This is a genomic window from Pseudomonas sp. TE3911 (assembly GCF_054062775.1).
The window spans coordinates 248,183-265,258 of record NZ_JBSSFP010000001.1; the positions used below are offsets into that span (position 1 = coordinate 248,183).

The following is a 17,076-nucleotide window of genomic DNA, read 5'->3' on the forward strand; positions in this document are numbered from 1 at the left end:
ATGGCAGTTGAGTGCGTAGCAGGCAGTCACGTAGCTCCCGAAGAAAGATTTGATTATTTCTGGCGCCAACAAGGCGAGTGGGTCGAAGAGCCCAATCGTCGTCGCGGCGGTGAAAGTGGTGTGCAGCGAGTGATGAGCGCCAATGGGCGTCTGCTCTACAGCAAGCGCCAGACTGGCCACATCTACCGCAGTTGGCTGCACCCCTTTGGGCGCCCCACGGTGCTGCGCGAGCGTGATGCCCTCAAAGGGCTGCGCTTGCTGGATGTGCGGGTGCCGGAGTTGGTGTTCTGCGAGGCGCGCCGCGATGCTGAGCACCAGTGGCAGGCGTTGCTGGTCACCGCGTCCCTAGACGGTTTTGACGAAATTGAAAACTGGTACTCCGCGGGTGGCCGTGAACGCTACGGCGAATTAGTCCACGAGCGCGTACTCAAGGAATTGGCCTGCACCCTGGCACGTATGCACAAGGGGCGTTGGCAGCACGGTTGCCTGTACATCAAGCATATCTTTGTAAGGGTGACGGGCGAGGGCGACGCGGCCAACGTGGAAGTGGCACTGCTGGATTTTGAGAAGTGCCGCCAGCGCATTACCGCTCATAAGGCAGCGTCCCACGACATGCTGCAACTGCGCCGCCATTCGTCGTGGAACGATAGCGACTGGGCAAAACTCAGCTACCTTTACGAGACGGCGTTTGGCAGCGCTATCAAGGGTTTAACCAAATGAAGCTAGAAATAGCACGAGGTGTGTTTCTGGTGGGGGCGTTAGGGGTTGCAGCCTTGGCCCTGGCCGCGTGGGAACAGCCTCGCACACAGGTACTCAGTGCGACGCAGGACGGGGCGCAATGCCTGTTGCCGCGCGTCGTCAAGGCGAGTGTGGCGGCCAAGCCTGATCACGAGTTGCTCCTGTTCATGTTTGGAATGTCTCAAGGGATGAGGCCGCAGAGTTGAAACGATTTAAACCACCCCGAAAGGGCCTTGCGATGCGAGGCCCTTTTTTTTGCTTCAAGCCTTATCCGGTTTGGCCAGGAGGGTATAAACGCAGGGCAGTACAAACAGCGTAAACAACGTACCGATCGACATCCCCGTCGCAATCACCATCCCGATATCAAACCGGCTGACGGCACCCGCCCCGGTCGCGAAAATCAGCGGCACCATGCCGAACACCATGGCGGCTGTGGTCATCAGCACTGGTCGCAGGCGAATCGATGCGGCTTCCTCCACGGCTTGTCGGGGCGTGATGCCCCTGTCCTTACGCAACTGGTTGGCAAATTCCACGATCAGAATGCCGTGCTTGCTGATCAAGCCGATCAGCGTTACCAACCCCACCTGGGTGTAGATGTTCATGCTCGACCAGCCCAGGAACAGCGGAATCAGCGCCCCACAGATCGACAACGGCACCGTCACCAGGATCACCAGCGGGTCACGGAAGCTTTCGAACTGCGCCGCCAACACCAGGAAGATAATCGCCAGGGCCAGGCCAAAGGTTACCCACAGCGCCGAGCCTTCCTGAATAAATTGTCGGGACGCACCGCTGTAGTCGAACGCATAGCCGGGTGGGGTTTCTTCAATGGCGATCTGGCGCACGGTGTCGATGGCCTCGCCCATGCTCACGATCGGAAAGCCTGATATCAGCGCCGAGTTGAGTTGCTGGAACTGATTCAACTGGCGCGGTCGGGCGCGGTCGGTGAGTGTGATCAGGGTCGACAGCGGCAACAATTCGCCCTGGGTGTTTTTCACGTAGTAGTTGTTCAGCCAGTCGGGGTTGTCGCGGTAGGCGCGTTCTACCTGAGCGATCACCTTGTAACTGCGCCCATCGAGGGTGAACCGGTTGATCTCCGCCTCCGCCAGCAGGGTTGCCAGGGTGCCGCCGAGGTCTTGCATCGACACACCCATCTGCGCCGCCTTGGCGCGGTCGATATCCACCACCACTTCGGGTTTGTCGAAGGCTAGGTCGATGTCGACAAAGGCAAACTTGCCCGACTCCATCGCGCGCTTTTTCACGCGGTTGGCCACTTCCAGCAACGACTCATAGTCATTGGCGGTGTTGATCACAAAGCCAAACGGCAGGCCCTCACCCGTGCCGGGCAGGGACGGCAGGTTGAAGCCGAACACTTGCAGGCCGGGAATCTGCTCGAGGCGATGCTGCACCTCGGGGAGGATTTGCATCTGGGTGCGGTCACGCTCGTTCCACGGCTTGAGCAGGAAACCGCCGATGCCCGATTGCACGCCGTTGAAGCCATTGATCTGGAACGAAGAGTAGTACTCCGGAAACTCCTTGAAGATGTTGATGAACTCGTCGGTGTAGGTGTTGAGGTAGTCCAGGTTGGTGGGCTGCGGCGCGCTGGCAATCATGAAGATGATGCCCTGGTCTTCGTCCGGGGCCAGTTGCGACTGGGTGAACTTGAGGAACACCGGGATCAGGCACAGCACGATCAGCGCAAACACGATCACCACCGGCCGCGTATTCAGGGTGCCGTGGAGCATGCGTTGATAGCGCCGCTTGAGTCTGTCAAAAATCCGGTCGAGGCGATGAGCCAGGCCGCTCGGGTTTTCATCGTGGCGCAACAGCAAGGCGCACATCATCGGTGACAGGGTCAGAGCGACAATGCCGGAAATGATCACCGCCCCGGCCAGGGTCAGGGCGAACTCCTTGAACAGCGCCCCGGTGAGCCCTTCGAGAAAACCAATGGGCGCATACACCGCGGCCAACGTGATGGTCATGGACACCACCGGCAGGGCAATTTCCCGCGCGCCTTCCAGCGCCGCATCCAATGGCGTCTTGCCTTCCTCGATATGCCGGTGGATGTTTTCTACGACCACGATGGCATCGTCCACCACCAGGCCGATGGCCAATACCATCGCCAGCAGCGTCAGCAAGTTGATCGAATAGCCCATCAATTGCATGAAAAACAGCACGCCGATCATCGACAGCGGGATGGTGATCACCGGGATCACCACCGAGCGCAACGCGCCGAGGAACAGGAACACCACCACGATGACGATCAGTACCGCCTCAAACAGGGTCTTGACCACTTCGTTGATGGAGGCCTGGATAAATAGCGTGGCGTCGTAGGCAATTTCTGCCTTGAGGGTAGGCGGCAGCTGGGCTTCCAGCTCTGGCATGATCTTGCGCACTTCCTTGATCACCTCCAGCGGGTTGGCGCTGGGGGTAGCCTTGATGCCGATGTACACCGAGGGCGTGCCGCCAAACGAGCTGATGGCGTTGTAGTTTTCCGCGCCCATTTCTACGCGGGCCACGTCCCGCAGCAGCACACGGCTGTCACCGTCGGTTTTAACGGCGATGGCGCCAAAGGCTTCAGCGGACTTGAGGTCGGTGTTGGCGTTGATGCTGGTCACCACGAACTCACCCTTCACCTCGCCGGCGGCGGACAGGAAGTTGTAACGGCGCACGGCGTCGGTGATGTCGCTGGCGCTGAGGCCGAAACCGGCGAGCTTGACCGGGTCCAGCCAGATACGCATGGCGAACACCTGATTGCCGAGGATCTCCGCTTCTGCCATGCCCGGCAGGGTGGCGAGCTTGGGCTGGATGACGCGAGACAAGTAGTCGGTGATCTGCGGGTTGCTCAATTGCTGGCTGGAGAAACTGATGTACATCAGCGCCGAAGCGTCGGCCGCCTCTTTGCTCAACACCGGGTCTTCGGCGTCTTGTGGCAGTTTGTTTTTTACCTCATTGGCTTTGGCCAGCAACTCGGTAAACAAGCGGTCACTGTTGGCGCCGATGCGCGCGTAGATGGAAATCACCGAAAAGTTCTGGCGACTCACCGAGGTCATGTAGTCGATGCCCTCGGCGCTGGCCAGGCTTTGCTGCAACGGCTGAGTGATATAGCCCTGGATGGTTTCGGCGTTTGCACCGGGGTAGGCGGTGGTCACCGTTATCAGGGCGTTTTCCATGGTCGGGTATTGGCGCAGCGGTAACTTGCTGTAGGCCTGCAAACCCAGCAGCACGATGAGCAGGCTGACCACCATGGCCAGCACCGGACGGCGGATAAAGGCATCTGTGAACTTCATGGCTCAGTGCCCTGCCGGCAGGTTTTTGTCCGGACTGATGGCGATGGGCGTGCCGTTATCCAGCTTGAGCTGACCGGCGCTGACCACCTGCTCACCGGCGCTCAAGCCCTTGCTCACCAGCACCAGGCCGCCGCGTCGTTCGCCGGTCTCGACAAAGCGTCGCTCGGCGACCAGCAGCGGTTGGCCATTGGCGTCCTTTTCCAGCTCGCCGCTCTCGTTCTTCTTCTCGGCCACGGCGTACACCGAGTTGCCGTAGAGGGTGTAGGTAATTGCGCTTTCCGGCACCACGATCTGTGCGGTGGGGTTGGGCAGCAAGACGTCGAGGCTGGTGAACATACCGGGCAGCAGTGTGTTGTCCGGGTTGGCCAGGGTGGCGCGCACCAGGACATTGCGTGTGCTGTCCTCGACCTTGGGGTTGATTGCGCTGATGCGACCGGGGAATTGCTGCCCGGGGTAGGCTGAGACCTGCACCTGCACGGTTTGGCCGATGGCGACCTTGGGCACCGCGTGCTCGGGGATATAGAAGTCGACATACAGGCTGCTGATGTCCTGCAAGGTGGCGATCACCGTGCCGCTGGCCAGGTAGTCGCCCACGTCCACCTGGCGAATGCCGATGGTGCCGCTGAACGGCGCGACAATATGCTTCTTCGCCAGCGAGGCCTTGAGCTGGTTGACCGTGGCTTTGTTCTTTTGCAGTTGCGCGGACAGGCGGTCGAACTCGCCCTTGGAAATCGCCTGGCTGCCCACCAACTGGCTGCCGCGTCCGTAGTCCAGCTGGGCCAGGCCCAAGTCGGCCTGGGCAGTTTCCAGCAGCGCGCTTTCTACGGCGCTGTCCAGTTGCACCAGGGGTTGCCCGGCCTTGACCTTCTGCCCGGATTCGAACTTCACGTCTTTGACCGTTCCCGCAATTTCCAGGCTCAGGTTGACGCCTTGCAAAGCCTTGAGCGTGCCCACCGACGGTAGGCGTTGCTGCCATGGCTGTTCGACAGCGGTGGCGACGGCGACACTCACGGGCGGCTTGGGTTTGGAAAAGACCTGGATCTGCTGATAGATGGAAAAGGCTTTATAGCCCGCCAGCAGCAGGACGATTAACAGGACGACACCCAACATGATCAGCATGCGACGGCGCAGCATATTCCGGTTCCTTGGAAAAACTGAGACAGACGAAAACAGACAAGCTCGAAACATTACTCCGAGTGTAGTGGGGATTCCAGACGGTATTTTTGACAGGTCAACGGCCCTGTAATAGCCCGACTTGCCGGCGATGGCGCCTTCAAGCCCTGCGGCGATTTGAAGTACACCATTGCCGGCAAATCGGGCGACTACAGGGGGATGTCAGATCAGGTGGAGATGGTTGTCCCAGAGCCCTGCTGGTAATTCCAGCGGTTTGGCGACCAACTGTTTCTGGCGGCAATCGTAGTAGCGGCAACGGCCTTGGCCGGAGGTGACGACAAATCCATCCTCTACTGCACCGACCCCTGCGCAATCGGGTAACGGACCATCAAGACGCAGTTCGCCGCTGTCCATGTCCCAGATAAAGAAGCGATTGCCACGTGGCGCCGTCAATGCCACCAGGCGCAACTCGCTGTGCACCGCGACGCTGGCGGTGTAATGCCCCATGGCCTGCAATTGCTCGTCTGCCACTGGAAACGCCACGAACGGTTGCCCCGGACGCTTGATCGCCAGCAACTCGGAACGCTCCTGGGACGGCCCCATGAACTGCTGCCCGGTAAGGATGGTGCCATCGCTGGCGATGCCCATATGGCGCACGCTGTTCATCTGCTGAGCCAGGGTTTCCTTGCTGATGAGCGTGCCGTCGCGCTGCATCAACACCAGGCTCGGCTCCATGGCATTGAGGTTCATCTCCACGCGGCTTTCGGCTTCGGTGCGAATGCCGCCATTGGCCACGATCAACGTCTCGCCGTCGGGCATCCACGACACCTGGTGCGGGCCAATGCCGTGGGTGGAAAGTTCGCCGCTGTGCACCAGCCGCTCGCCTTCGAACTTATACACACCGAGCAAGCCACGGCCGGGGTCTGACGTATCGTTCTCGGTGGCGTACAGCCAGTCGCCGCTCTTGTGAATCACCGCATGGCCGTAGAAGTGGCGATTGGTGTTCGAGGTGATGGTTTGCAGCAGCGCGCCATCACGCAGGTCGATCAAGTAACTTTCGGTGCCTGGGCGACGGGCGACGAACAGCGCAATCGGCAGTGTCGGGTGGTTGATGATGTCGTGGCAGCGCTGGCCGACCTGAGTGGCAAACACTTGCTTGCCGTCCAAGTGATAGCCCACGGCGTAGTGCTTGCCGTCTGCATCATCGCGCGCCGACAGCAGCAGCGGACCCTTGTCTTTCTGCTTGAACAACGTCCAACCACCCAGTGTGAGTGCGCTGAGCAGTACGCTGCCAACCGCCAAAGCCTGTCGCCTGAGCATCATCAGTCACCGTCGTTGGCGTTAAAGCCCAGTTGGATGCCCAGCGCCTTGGCCAGTTCGCCTTCGTGCAGGCGGTGGACGACGTTGAGGCTGTCATAGATGTCGTTGAGTTGCTGGCGACCGGCGTCATCGTTCAACAGTTCGTTGAGGGTGCGCTGGTTGCTGGCGAACAGTTTCAGGGACGCGGCGTAGGCGGCGTCGATTTTGTCGGCCAATGGTTTCTGATCCGACGGCAGCAGGCCACGCAGGCCTTTGTTGTCGACGCCGACCCATACGGTCTGGGCGGCAGCAAGGCTGGCCTCCAGGCTTTGCAGGGACGACTGGCTGCGCCACGCGTCGGCCTGGAACGGCTGCGGGATGCCCTTGGTCTGGCGGCCCATGGGCGTGCCGAGTTTTTTCTTCAGGCTGTCCAGGGCGGTCACTTGGACGCGCAGCAGGTCGGCGATGGCTTCGTGGGAATCGGCGTAGCGCTGGTTCGGAAACTTGGTCATCTGCGCGAGCATGCCATCGGTGCTGTTCCAGCTGGCTAGGATCTCTTCGGCCAGGGTTTTCTGACGCTCGCCGATGGCCACCAACAGTGGGCAATAACGGGCTTTGTTCGCATCGTCGGCGATGTCGGTCTTGGCGTCGTAGAGGATGTATTCGTAGGCCGACAGGCCTTGCACGACTACGCTGGACTTGGCCAGGGCGGCGCCGTCGATCTGCGGCTGGCTGGTGACCAATTGCTCGACCTGGCGCCCGACCAGGTTTTTCTTGTCCGGCCAGAACTGTATTTGCCATGCACGGTTGCCCTCGGCCAGCGGGCCGATCAGCAGCGGTTGCAACTCGGCCCAGGCTTTTTGCGCATGGATGAAGTCGGCGCGGGCGGTGTCCAGGCTTTCCTTGCCCTGGCAGTAGGCGAGGGCGCTGGCGGCCAACTGACGGTCGGCTTCGACCCAGCGGCTGTAGGTCGGCAGGATCACTTGTTTGGCGATCGCAGCAGAGGTCACGGCTTGCGGGTCTTGTGGCGAGCAGGCGCCCAGGGCGAGGGCGGCCAGGCTGGTGAACAACAACTTGGGACGGAACATGTCGAGCTCCCTTCTGTAAGTGGGGCGAAGCTTATAAAGAATTCAGGAACGCCAGCAACGCAGCGCGCTGTTCGGCATTAAAGGACAACACATGCTGCTGCGCCGCTTGTGCCTCACCGCCGTGCCAGAGCACGGCTTCCAGCAGGTTGCGGGCGCGACCGTCATGCAGAAACTGGGTATGGCCACTTACGGTGTGTGTCAGGCCAATGCCCCACAACGGCGGCGTGCGCCAGTCGCGGCCACCGGCCTTGAATTCGCTGCGGTTGTCGGCCAGGCCATCGCCCATGTCGTGCAGCAGCAAATCGCTATAGGGGCGGATCACTTGGTTGGCCAATTCAGGCTCGGCGGCATTGGCTGAGGTGGTGAACGTCGGCTTGTGGCACCCCTGGCAACCGGCCTGGAAGAACAGGTTTTTCCCGGCCAGGACTTGCGGATCGTTGACCTGGCGGCGCACGGGCACGGCAAGGTTACGGGTGTAGAACAGCACCAGGCGCAGAATGTTATCGCTGACTTCCGGCTCGCCATCGGCGCCATTGCCGTTGGGCGCCTGTTTGCAGGCCACTTGGGCGTCGGTGCAGTCATCGAAGGGTCTCAGGGACGTAGTGAGGCCCATATCACCAGAAAACGCGTGAACATTTTGTTGATTGAGGTTGGGTTGTCCGGCTTTCCAGCCAAAACGCCCGAGCACGGTTTTTTGCTCGGCGTCATCCCAGACCTGATTGGCGCGGCCGACGATGGCTTCTTTATCGGCGGTTTTGGGGTCGGTATTGCGCAGGATGTCCGCGTCGCTGATGGCTTCAAGCAGGCCAAGGCCGATCATCGGCGGGGCGATGCGCGCCGAAAAACGGGTGTCGGGGTGCATTGGGCCGTAGCCCAGTTGGGTGATCTGCAGGTCCGGCTTGCGCAGTTCGACGACGGTGCCGTCCTTGAAGGTGACGTTGACCGGTGTGTAGTCGACCCGCACTTTGCCTTCCGGAGTGACGCCGGGCACGGCCATGTCCTGCAATTGCCCGCCGTATGTCGGCTCTGGCACCACGCCTGCTTGCTCCATGAGTTTGGCGTAGGGTTGCTGATCCTGAGTTGGCGGGGCGATCGACAGGCGCACCAGCATCGAGACCGCATTGGCTGCGTCGGGCAACGGCGGGTGGCCACGGCCGTCCTTGATGTGGCAGTTCTGGCAAGCGTTGGTGTTGAACAACGGGCCCAGGCCATCACGGGCGGTGGTGGTGGACGGCGCGATCACCCAAGGACTGCGAAAGAAACTGTTGCCGACGCTGAAGTCCAAGCGGCGCGTCGGCGACAAGTTGGCCGACGGCAGGGAAAACGCGTTCTGGTCGCGCTTATTCACCGTCGTCGCGCCGCCTGCCCGCGATTCACCCGGCTCGGCCTTGGTGAACCTGGGGGCGTCATCGCACGCAGTCAGGCCCAAGGCCATGCATACGACGGACAGACGAAGAAGCGAACGGAACATCGAGTTTCCTGAACGAGCGTGAAAAATATGGTCGCAAAGTCTAACAGGGCCGGGGGGAATGAATAAGAGCAATTATCGTTTGGTGGTCGCCGGTTTATTCCCGCTAGAATGACCGCACATTTTTTCTGGAGGTGGCCAATGCAGGCTCTCGACGCTTTGCTCAACCGTGTTTCCGTGCCGCGTTTGCTGGAGCCGGCACCGACCCAGGAGCAGCGCGACGTGCTGTTCGCCGCTGCCATGCGTGCACCCGACCACGGTCAATTGCGCCCTTGGCGTTTCCTCACCGTAGAAGGCGCCGCCCGTGAGCAGATGGGGACGCTGCTGGCCGAGGCTGCACGCCTGCAAGACGCCGACGCCCCGCAAGCCGCCATCGACAAGGCCCAGAACGGCCCATTGCGCGCACCGTTGGTGGTGGTGGTGATCGCCCGTTTGCAGGAGCACTTCAAGGTACCCAAGTCTGAGCAACTGCTGGCGGCGGCCTGTGCGGCCCACGGCATTCTGTTGGCGGCCTATGCCCAAGGGATTGGTGCGGTGTGGCGTACGGGTGAGTTGTCCTACTCGGCCCACGTTGCCAAAGGCCTGGGGCTGACGGCGGATGAGGAAGTGATTGGCTTCCTCTATTTGGGTACCCCGCAGAACCCGCCGCGTACGGCGCCGAAGGAAGATGTGGCGGCGTTTGTGCAGGCTTGGACGGGTCTCTAAGCAGTACGCGATCAAAATGTGGGAGGGGGCTTGCCCCCGATAGCGGTGTCTCAGTCAATGAATCTGCTGACTGACACACTGCTATCGGGGGCAGGCCCCCTCCCACATTTCACCTGTGGTGTTTCTTAAACCTTGAACTGATCCATGAGTTTCATCTGCTGGCTGGCCAACGCATTGAGTTGGCTGCTGATAGCCGCCGATTCGGTGGCCTGGCCGGTGAGGGTTTCGGTCACGGTACGGATCGCCGAGACGTTACGGTTGACCTCTTCGGCCACCGCGCTCTGTTGTTCGGCGGCGCTGGCGATTTGCAGGTTCATGTCGCTGATCACCGTCACGGCGTCGCTGATCTTGCCCAAGGCCTGCACGGCCTGATGGATCTGCCCGGCATTGCTCTGGGCCTGGCTTTGGCTTGAGTGCATCGTCGCGACCACGCCACGGGTGCCGCTCTGGATGCGTTCGATCACCAGGCGGATCTCCTCCACGGAATCCTGGGTGCGCTTGGCCAAGTTACGGACTTCGTCGGCCACCACCGCAAAGCCGCGGCCGCTTTCGCCCGCGCGTGCCGCTTCAATCGCCGCGTTCAGCGCCAGCAGGTTGGTCTGTTCGGCAATGCTGCGGATCACTTCCAGCACCGAACCGATTTGCTCGCTGTTGACTGCCAGGGCTTCGACTTCGCCCACGGCCCTGCTGACTTCTTCGGCGAGGACCGTGATATCCCGCGTACTCTTTTCAATGATCTGCATGCCTTCGCGCGCCGACTGATCGGCACCGCGTGCCGCGCTGGCGGCATTCGAGGCGCTGTTGGCGACGTCATGGGCGGTTGCGCTCATTTCGTTGGACGCCGTGGCCACTTGGTCGATTTCACGGAACTGCACCTGCATGCCTTCGCTGGTCTGGCGGGCGATGGCCGAGGACTGGTCCGCCGTGCCGCGGGCCTCGGTGATGCTTTGCTTGATCTGGGCGATAGTCGGTTGCAGCTTGTCGAGGAAGCGATTGAACCAGTTCACCAGTTCGCCCAGTTCATCCTTTTTACTGTAGGCCAAGCGTTGGGTGAGGTCGCCGTCGCCGCTGGCGATGTCCTTGAGCATCGCGGCCACGCTGTTGATCGGGCGGGTTACGCCGGTGGCGGTCAGCCAGATCAACAGCAGGCCGAGCAACGCGGCGGCAGCCGCTACCAGTAAGGCTTTGAGCGTACCAGCCGCCTGCGCATCATCGAGCACGGCTTGCAGCTTGACGTTATCGGCCAGCATCACGGCTTTTGGCAGCTTGATCACCACGCCCCAGGATTTGGCATCGCTAATCGGCTTGACCGGGTATACGGCGCGAATGGTATCGCCCTGTTCTCGGATCACGTGATTGTCACTGGCCAGCAGTTGCACGATCTCTTTGCCTTCGGCGCCGAGGGTATCGATAAGATTCTTGCCGACCTTGGCTGGTTCGCCGCTGTACGCAGCAATCAGGCCGGTGCTGGAGAGAATCTCCAGGTGCGCCGCGCCATTGAACAAGTCTTTCTGTGCGGCGTCGGTGGACGCTTGCAGGGCGGTAAGGGCGATATCGACACCAACGATACCGATGACTTTGCCTTCCACGATCAGCGGCATCGAAATGGTGGTCATCAGCACGGGTTTGCCGGCCACTGTGTCTTCATACGGGTCCAACAGGCATGTACTGCGGGTGTCGCGCGGGCAGGTGTACCAGATGTTGTAGGGCGTACCACTGAGGTTGAGGGTAGTCTTGGTCAGGTCGTCCTCGACCATTATGGTGTTCAGGCCTGCGCCACCGGCTCGGCTCCAGTAGCTGGAGAAGCGGCCTTTTTCGTTGGACACGCGAGCCTTGTCGTCGACGAATTCGCTGTCCTTGCCATCCAACCCGTTGGGCTCGAATGACAGCCAGATGCCCAGCACCTTGTTGTTGCGCTCGAATGCGGTTTTTACGCTCTGGTTGAGTTCTTCGCGCAGGGCGCCGGCTTCAAGGGCACGTTTGGTCCCCAAGTTACGCAGGTCTTTGATCTGGTCGGCAAGGGCTGTCAACGCTACCTGACTGTCACCGAAAGTTTTCTGCAGTTGCACGGCCTGCTCCGCAGCCTTGGCTTGCAGCAACTGTTCCACGCCAGCGGTGAGCATGCGTGAGCTTGAATCACTGACTAACTGATCGTTCTGGTTAGTGGTGTAGATATTGATGCCGACCACCAGTGCAATCACGCCCAATAGGCAAAGCCCGGACAGCAGCACGATTTTCAAGCGGATAGAGAGGGTGTCGAACATAGGTTCACTCACGAATGGTCTTGTTGGAATGCACAGCACGGCCAAGTCCATTCAGCGCTATATCCGGAGCATCGGCGCGGTAGGGGCTTTCATGAGCAGAAGGCGATGGGCGGTAGGAAAACGCCTACAGGTAGGGTTATACGGGCTGTGCGAGCCGTTCGGGGCGTGACCAGATCCACAGATTGCCCAGGCTCATCCCGGCAATCGCCAGGTAGATGGGCCAGCCATGGTCGAGCATCACCAGCATCAGGATCGCGCACAACAGCATGCTCACGGTGGCGCTGACTTTGGCCCGGCGCGCGATGATCTTGCCGTTGCGCCAGTTGAACAGGATCGGCCCAAACAGGCGGTGGTTTTCCAGCCAGGCGCTGAGGCGTGGCGAGCTTTTGGTCGCAGCCCAGGCGGCCAGCAGGATGAACTCGGTGGTGGGCAAACCGGGTATCACAATCGCCACCAGCCCGATGCCCAGGCTGACATAGGCCAGCAGGCCAAACAGGATCTGTGCGATTTTCGAGGTGGATTGGGTTTTGCCGGTCATGGTGAAGCTTTTCTTGGGGAAGGTTTACAAAAAAGTCCGAACTCAAATGCGATCAAAATGTGGGAGGGGGCTGGGTCAGTTACCTATTTGTTGGCTGATGCACCGCTATCGGGGGCAAGCCCCCCTCCCACATTGGGTTGCATTTCAATTTGCGGGATCAGGCCAGTTCAGGGGCGCTAGCGTACGCCTGTTCCAGCAACACGGTGAAGCGCACAAACGCATCCACCGCGCCTTTTTCTACTGCGGCCTCTTCCGCGGGGCTGAATTGCAGGCCGTCGAGGGTGCGGGTGAAGCTCTTCCAGCCTTCGGCACGACCGCCGGCTGGCTCACCCAAGTGGCGGGCCCCAAAGGTTTCGCTCAAGCCGAGGCCTACGGCGCGCTTGATCAGGAACGCGGCGCCCAACTTGGAGCCTTCCGAGACGAACAGCCAGCCCAGGGCTTCTGCTTTGCTCGGGTTGCTCACTGCACCGGCCACCGCAGCCGGCACTTCGGTGTCCAGGTCGGCGAGGTCCAGCTTGGCGGCTTCGGCGCGGCAGCGTGCGGCGAGGTCAGGCACGATCTTGATCAGTTCGGCGTCGTTGTACAGGGCCACCAGTTCCGACTGGAACAGGTACTGCGCCACCACGAAACGGGCAAAGTTGGCCTGGGTTTCGAACGGGGCATGGGCCTTCACCAGTGCATCCAGCTTGGTGTGCGGCTCGTTGGTGATCTGGTTCAGGCGCTGGGAGCGCAGGCTTGGACGTTCTGCGTTAGGAGAAGCGGTCATGAAAAAGTCCTTGAGAAGGGGAGCGCCTTGGTGCCCGAAAGAGAGCGGTTATCAACTAGACGAACAAGAAGACGCGGCACAGTAAAAAATCCTCACCTCGTCGTTGAAATTTCGACGAGGTGAGAGGGGCTTGGTCAGATATCCCAGATCACGTTAATCGCAAAGTTTCGGCCGGGCTGGGTCAGGCGGTCGAGGTTGGCCGGGCCGGTTACCGCGGCTTCGCCGACGCTGTCGTAGCTGCGTACGTCATCCCAGTTCCAGTACTTCTTGTCGGTGAGGTTGTAGAGGCCGCCATTGATGGTCACGTCGCTGGTGACTTTGTAGTAGGCGGTCAGGTCGACAACGCCGAAGCCGGGGGTTTTGAATGGGCCGCTGGTGTCGCCGTCCGGCGCGTGGAAGGTGGAGCTGTCTACGCGATTCTGCTTCTTCACCAGGGTCCAGCTCAGCAGGCCGCCGTAATTGTCCTGGTCGTAGCCCAGGCCGAACACGCCCTTGAGCGGGTTGACGCTGTTCAGCGGTTCGCCGTTTTGGTCGTTGCGACCGTAGGCATAGGAGACCGCACCCTGGGTGTATAGGCCTTGTGGGGCACCGAATGCATCCAGGTTCAGGCGGCCCTTGGCTTCGGCGCCCTTGACGCTGGCGCGCTTGATATTGACGGCTTGGAACTGCTCGGCAGTGCCGCCGACCACGACGTTGTCTTCGTCGATAAAGTCGCGATATTTGTTATAGAACACCGCCACCTCGAAGGAACCCTCGTCGAACTTGCCGCGAATCCCGGTTTCGATGCCTTTGCTGGTCTCCGGCTTGAGATCCGGATTGGGTTCGACGGTGTAGCCCAGGTTCAAGTTTTCAAAGCGGCCGTACAGCGATTTGGCGGACGGTGTGCGGAAACCTTCGGCGTATTGGCCGAACCAGGTGTATTGGTCCGTCAGCGCGTAGGTCAGGCCAAACTTGGGCGTCACGCGGTGCCAGGTTTTCTTCTTGTCGCTCACCGTTTCCGCACCTGTCGGGTTGACGGTGTTGAGGAATTCCTGGGTCAGCTTGGGTTTGAGCTGGGTGTAGTCATAGCGCACGGCGGGGAGGAAGGTCCATTTGTCCCAAGTGATCTGGTCCTGTGCGAACAGCGAATAGGTGTTGATGGTCGGGTCGGGGAAGTCGCTGGCCTTCTTCACGCTATCGGAGGCCATCGGGCTGGGCGCGCCGATGGCGGTGCAACCGCTGCCGACGGCCACGCAGGTCGCGCTGCCCTCGCGCGAGCCGGTGACTTTCTGCTGCTTAAGGGTGGTGCCGTAGGTCACTTGGTGATCGGTTTCACCGAGGCTGAACGCTTTGTCCAACTGTGCATCGAAAACCCACTGTTTTTCCTGGTAGAGCGTGTCGCGTGTGCGCAGGACGCGACGACCGGATTGATAGATTTCGGCGGTGGTCTGGTCGGTCTTGGCGATCTGGTAATTGACGCTGGTCTTGATGCGGTCGGCAATCGGCGACTCAAGGGCGAAGCTGTTTTCCAGGCCGAAACGTTCACGGGTGATGGTGTCGTTACCACGACGATCACGGTAGAGGTTGAAGCCTCGGCCGCCGATGAACGGGCCGCCCACCGCGTTCTTCAGGTTGACGTCGCGATCATCCTTGTACTTCTCGTACGTCAGACCCAGGCGGTTGTCATCGCCATAGTTCCAGCCGAGCTTCGCCAGGATGTTAGTGGTGCGCGCTTCTTCCGGGTTGGCGCCTGTGCGATCCAGGCCGGTGGCGTTGTTGCCGTCGTAGGACTCAGTTTCGTGACCGTTGCGCTGGCTCAGGTGCAGCAAACCGTCGAAGTCTTGAACGCGGCCGGCGAAGGTGCCAGAGGTCAGCCAACTTTCGTCGGCGGAGCTGTAGCCGGTCTTCAGGCGGGCGCCGAAGTCTTGGCCTGGCTTGATGATGTCAACCGGGTCGAGGGTGAAGTAACTGACGGCGCCGCCGATGGCGCTGCTGCCGTAGAGGGCCGACGCCGGCCCGCGCAGGATTTCCACGCGCTTTACGATTTCCGGGTCGACGTAGTTGCGGCGGGTCTTGGCGTAGGGGCCGTTGAAGAAGTTGCCCGGCACTTCCACACCGTCCACTTGAGTAAGGATACGGTCGCCATCGATGCCGCGAATGTTGAAGCCGGCATTACCTGCTCGTGTACCAGCGCCGCCCACCGAGACGCCGGGCTCGTAGCGCACCAGTTCCCGGATGTTGTTGACGTTCTGGCGGTCCAGTTCCTCACGCTCATGCACGCTGACGGTACTCGGCACGCTGTTCACATCCTGCGCGTTACGGGTTGCGCTGATGGTCACCTGTTGCAGGTTGAGGGTGCTGCCCGCTGCGCGCTTTTCCAGCACGATGTTGTTATTGCCCAGTTTGCGGTAGCTCAGGTTGGTCCCCACCAACAGCCGGTCCAACGCTTTTTCTGGCGACAACGGGCCGCGTGCGCCAGGAGACGACACGCCCTGGCCCAGCTCTGCGGGCAGGCCGACTTGCCAGCCGGTCACGGCGGTAAAGGCATTGAGCGCCGAGACCAGCGGCTGCTGTTCGATGCTGAAGGTGTAGTTGCCCTGGCTGCGCGAAACCGGTTCGGCAGCGGTGGCGGCCATGGCCGGCGCGCCGGCCAGCAGGATGGCGGCAGTCAACAAGGACAGGACGGGCGAAGAAGACCGGCGGTTGAAACGAGAGGACATCGAAAGCGCTCCGGGGGACGAATCTTATAGTTGCGAACCGAATCAAATAGGAATCAGTTGCATTGGCTAAGACGAGACGTACCGCCGAAGGTTATCGAGTAAAAATAATTCTCATTTAGTTCAGGATGACCAGCGCCGGGTATTCCGAGAGCTTGGCAGAGGTGATGTGCGCCAGTGAACGCACGACGTCCAGGGGTTGATCGAGCCGGTAATTGCCGGTGACCGCGACGCTGGCGAGTTGGTCGTTGGTGTTGACGATCCAGCCGGGGTAATAGCGGCGCAACTCGGCGAGCACTTCGCTCATCGGGCAGTTTTCAAAAATCAACCGGCCTTGCACCCAGGCCAGGTCCTTATTGGCGTCCAGCTTGGCCGGTTGGCCGAAGCCTTTGGGGCCGATGCGGATACTTTCGCCGGCGCGCAGGCGTACGCGGGCATCGTCGAAAGTGTTGCTGAGGTCGACATCACCGCGCTGCACTTGCACCTGGGCCTCGCCATTGAGGTAGCGCACGGCGAAGGCGGTGTCGCGCACGCTGGCGCGTACCGGGCCGGCGTCGATTTCCAGGGGCTGGCCATGGTTGGGCACAACCTCGAAAAAAGCCTCGCCCTGGTACAGGCGGGCGATGCGCTGGTGGTCCTTGATGCTGCTGGAGAACGCCGAGTTGGTGTTCAGCAATACTTTCGAGCCGTCGTCCAATTGCAGACGTTGTCGTTCGCCCACCACGGTGAGGTGGTCGGCCTGCAGGCGCACCGGCAGGTTGCTGAAGCTGAACAGCCCGATCAGCAACACGGCGGCGGTGGCGAGCGGTTTCCAATGGGGTTTCATTCGGCGCCAGGCGCTGGGCTTGCGCGGCGCGGCCAGGGCCACCGCGGCGCTGTGAACCGGCGCGCCACCCCAGGCGGCCTGGGCCTTGGCGAAGGCGTTGACGTGGGCCGGGTCGCGGGCCAGCCAGGCTTCAAACTCGGCCTGCTGCCCAGCTTGCGGGCACTGCAAGGCAATCAGCCAATCCAGGGCCTGGTCCATAGCCGTGTCTTGCAGCACCTCATGAGCCAGCTCATGAGGGCGCAGTTTATTGGGGTCCGTCACGGTGTTCCTCGGGTCTTCGCCACGTTC

13 protein-coding genes are annotated in these 17,076 nt (G+C 61.0%); 3 read left to right on the plus strand and 10 right to left on the minus strand.

The genetic code is table 11. The annotated features are described in order from the left end of the window. Both ACVWXD_RS01185 and ACVWXD_RS01190 read left to right on the plus strand, forming a co-directional pair. Positions 1–720 carry a lipopolysaccharide kinase InaA family protein gene (locus ACVWXD_RS01185; protein ID WP_260367544.1) on the plus strand — a complete coding sequence of 240 codons (720 nt, stop codon included), beginning with the start codon at positions 1–3 and terminating at the stop codon, positions 718–720. Further along, positions 717–944: a hypothetical protein gene (locus tag ACVWXD_RS01190; RefSeq protein WP_032890836.1), complete on the plus strand. Its 228-nt coding sequence runs from the start codon at positions 717–719 to the stop codon at positions 942–944. The genes ACVWXD_RS01185 and ACVWXD_RS01190 overlap by 4 nt, the downstream gene beginning before the upstream one ends. A 54-nt stretch (positions 945–998) precedes the next feature. Here the strand turns inward: ACVWXD_RS01190 and ACVWXD_RS01195 are convergent, their stop codons facing one another. The 5 genes from ACVWXD_RS01195 to ACVWXD_RS01215 all read right to left on the minus strand — a co-directional run bounded on the left by ACVWXD_RS01195 (position 999) and on the right by ACVWXD_RS01215 (position 8,960). Further along, complete coding sequence (locus ACVWXD_RS01195) at positions 999–4,025, minus strand: multidrug efflux RND transporter permease subunit (protein ID WP_457370604.1); 3,027 nt, start codon at positions 4,023–4,025, stop codon at positions 999–1,001. 3 nt (positions 4,026–4,028) lie between these two features. Beyond that, complete coding sequence (locus ACVWXD_RS01200; protein WP_260367546.1) at positions 4,029–5,159, minus strand: efflux RND transporter periplasmic adaptor subunit; 1,131 nt, start codon at positions 5,157–5,159, stop codon at positions 4,029–4,031. Between the two features lie 201 nt (positions 5,160–5,360). Further along, the gene (locus tag ACVWXD_RS01205; protein WP_032891083.1) at positions 5,361–6,458 is read right to left on the minus strand and encodes a DUF1513 domain-containing protein; all 1,098 of its coding nucleotides are present in this window, start codon (positions 6,456–6,458) and stop codon (positions 5,361–5,363) included. Between the two features lie 2 nt (positions 6,459–6,460). Continuing rightward, on the minus strand, positions 6,461–7,525 hold the full coding sequence (locus ACVWXD_RS01210; protein ID WP_260367547.1) for an imelysin family protein: 1,065 nt from the start codon (positions 7,523–7,525) through the stop codon (positions 6,461–6,463). 31 nt (positions 7,526–7,556) lie between these two features. Further along, on the minus strand, positions 7,557–8,960 hold the full coding sequence (locus ACVWXD_RS01215; RefSeq protein WP_375803694.1) for a di-heme oxidoreductase family protein: 1,404 nt from the start codon (positions 8,958–8,960) through the stop codon (positions 7,557–7,559). Between the two features lie 174 nt (positions 8,961–9,134). Between ACVWXD_RS01215 and ACVWXD_RS01220 the strand changes: the two genes are divergently transcribed. Further along, the gene (locus ACVWXD_RS01220) at positions 9,135–9,698 is read left to right on the plus strand and encodes an NAD(P)H nitroreductase (protein WP_032890847.1); all 564 of its coding nucleotides are present in this window, start codon (positions 9,135–9,137) and stop codon (positions 9,696–9,698) included. A gap of 125 nt (positions 9,699–9,823) precedes the next feature. Here ACVWXD_RS01220 and ACVWXD_RS01225 read toward each other — a convergent pair whose 3' ends face one another. The 5 genes from ACVWXD_RS01225 to ACVWXD_RS01245 all read right to left on the minus strand — a co-directional run bounded on the left by ACVWXD_RS01225 (position 9,824) and on the right by ACVWXD_RS01245 (position 17,049). Continuing rightward, on the minus strand, positions 9,824–11,962 hold the full coding sequence (locus tag ACVWXD_RS01225) for a methyl-accepting chemotaxis protein (RefSeq protein WP_457371570.1): 2,139 nt from the start codon (positions 11,960–11,962) through the stop codon (positions 9,824–9,826). A gap of 136 nt (positions 11,963–12,098) precedes the next feature. Beyond that, positions 12,099–12,500 (minus strand): YbaN family protein, encoded by a 402-nt coding sequence (locus ACVWXD_RS01230; RefSeq protein ID WP_032890851.1) that lies wholly within the window; start codon positions 12,498–12,500, stop codon positions 12,099–12,101. 157 nt (positions 12,501–12,657) lie between these two features. After that, positions 12,658–13,266: a biliverdin-producing heme oxygenase gene (locus ACVWXD_RS01235; RefSeq protein WP_286819498.1), complete on the minus strand. Its 609-nt coding sequence runs from the start codon at positions 13,264–13,266 to the stop codon at positions 12,658–12,660. A 134-nt stretch (positions 13,267–13,400) separates the two neighbouring features. Further along, a complete protein-coding gene (locus tag ACVWXD_RS01240) occupies positions 13,401–15,965 on the minus strand; it encodes a TonB-dependent receptor (RefSeq protein WP_457370605.1) in 2,565 nt (854 codons plus the stop codon). A gap of 115 nt (positions 15,966–16,080) precedes the next feature. Beyond that, entirely contained in the window at positions 16,081–17,049 is a 969-nt protein-coding gene (locus tag ACVWXD_RS01245; RefSeq protein ID WP_122753139.1) for a FecR family protein, read from the minus strand. Positions 17,050–17,076 lie beyond the last annotated feature (27 nt).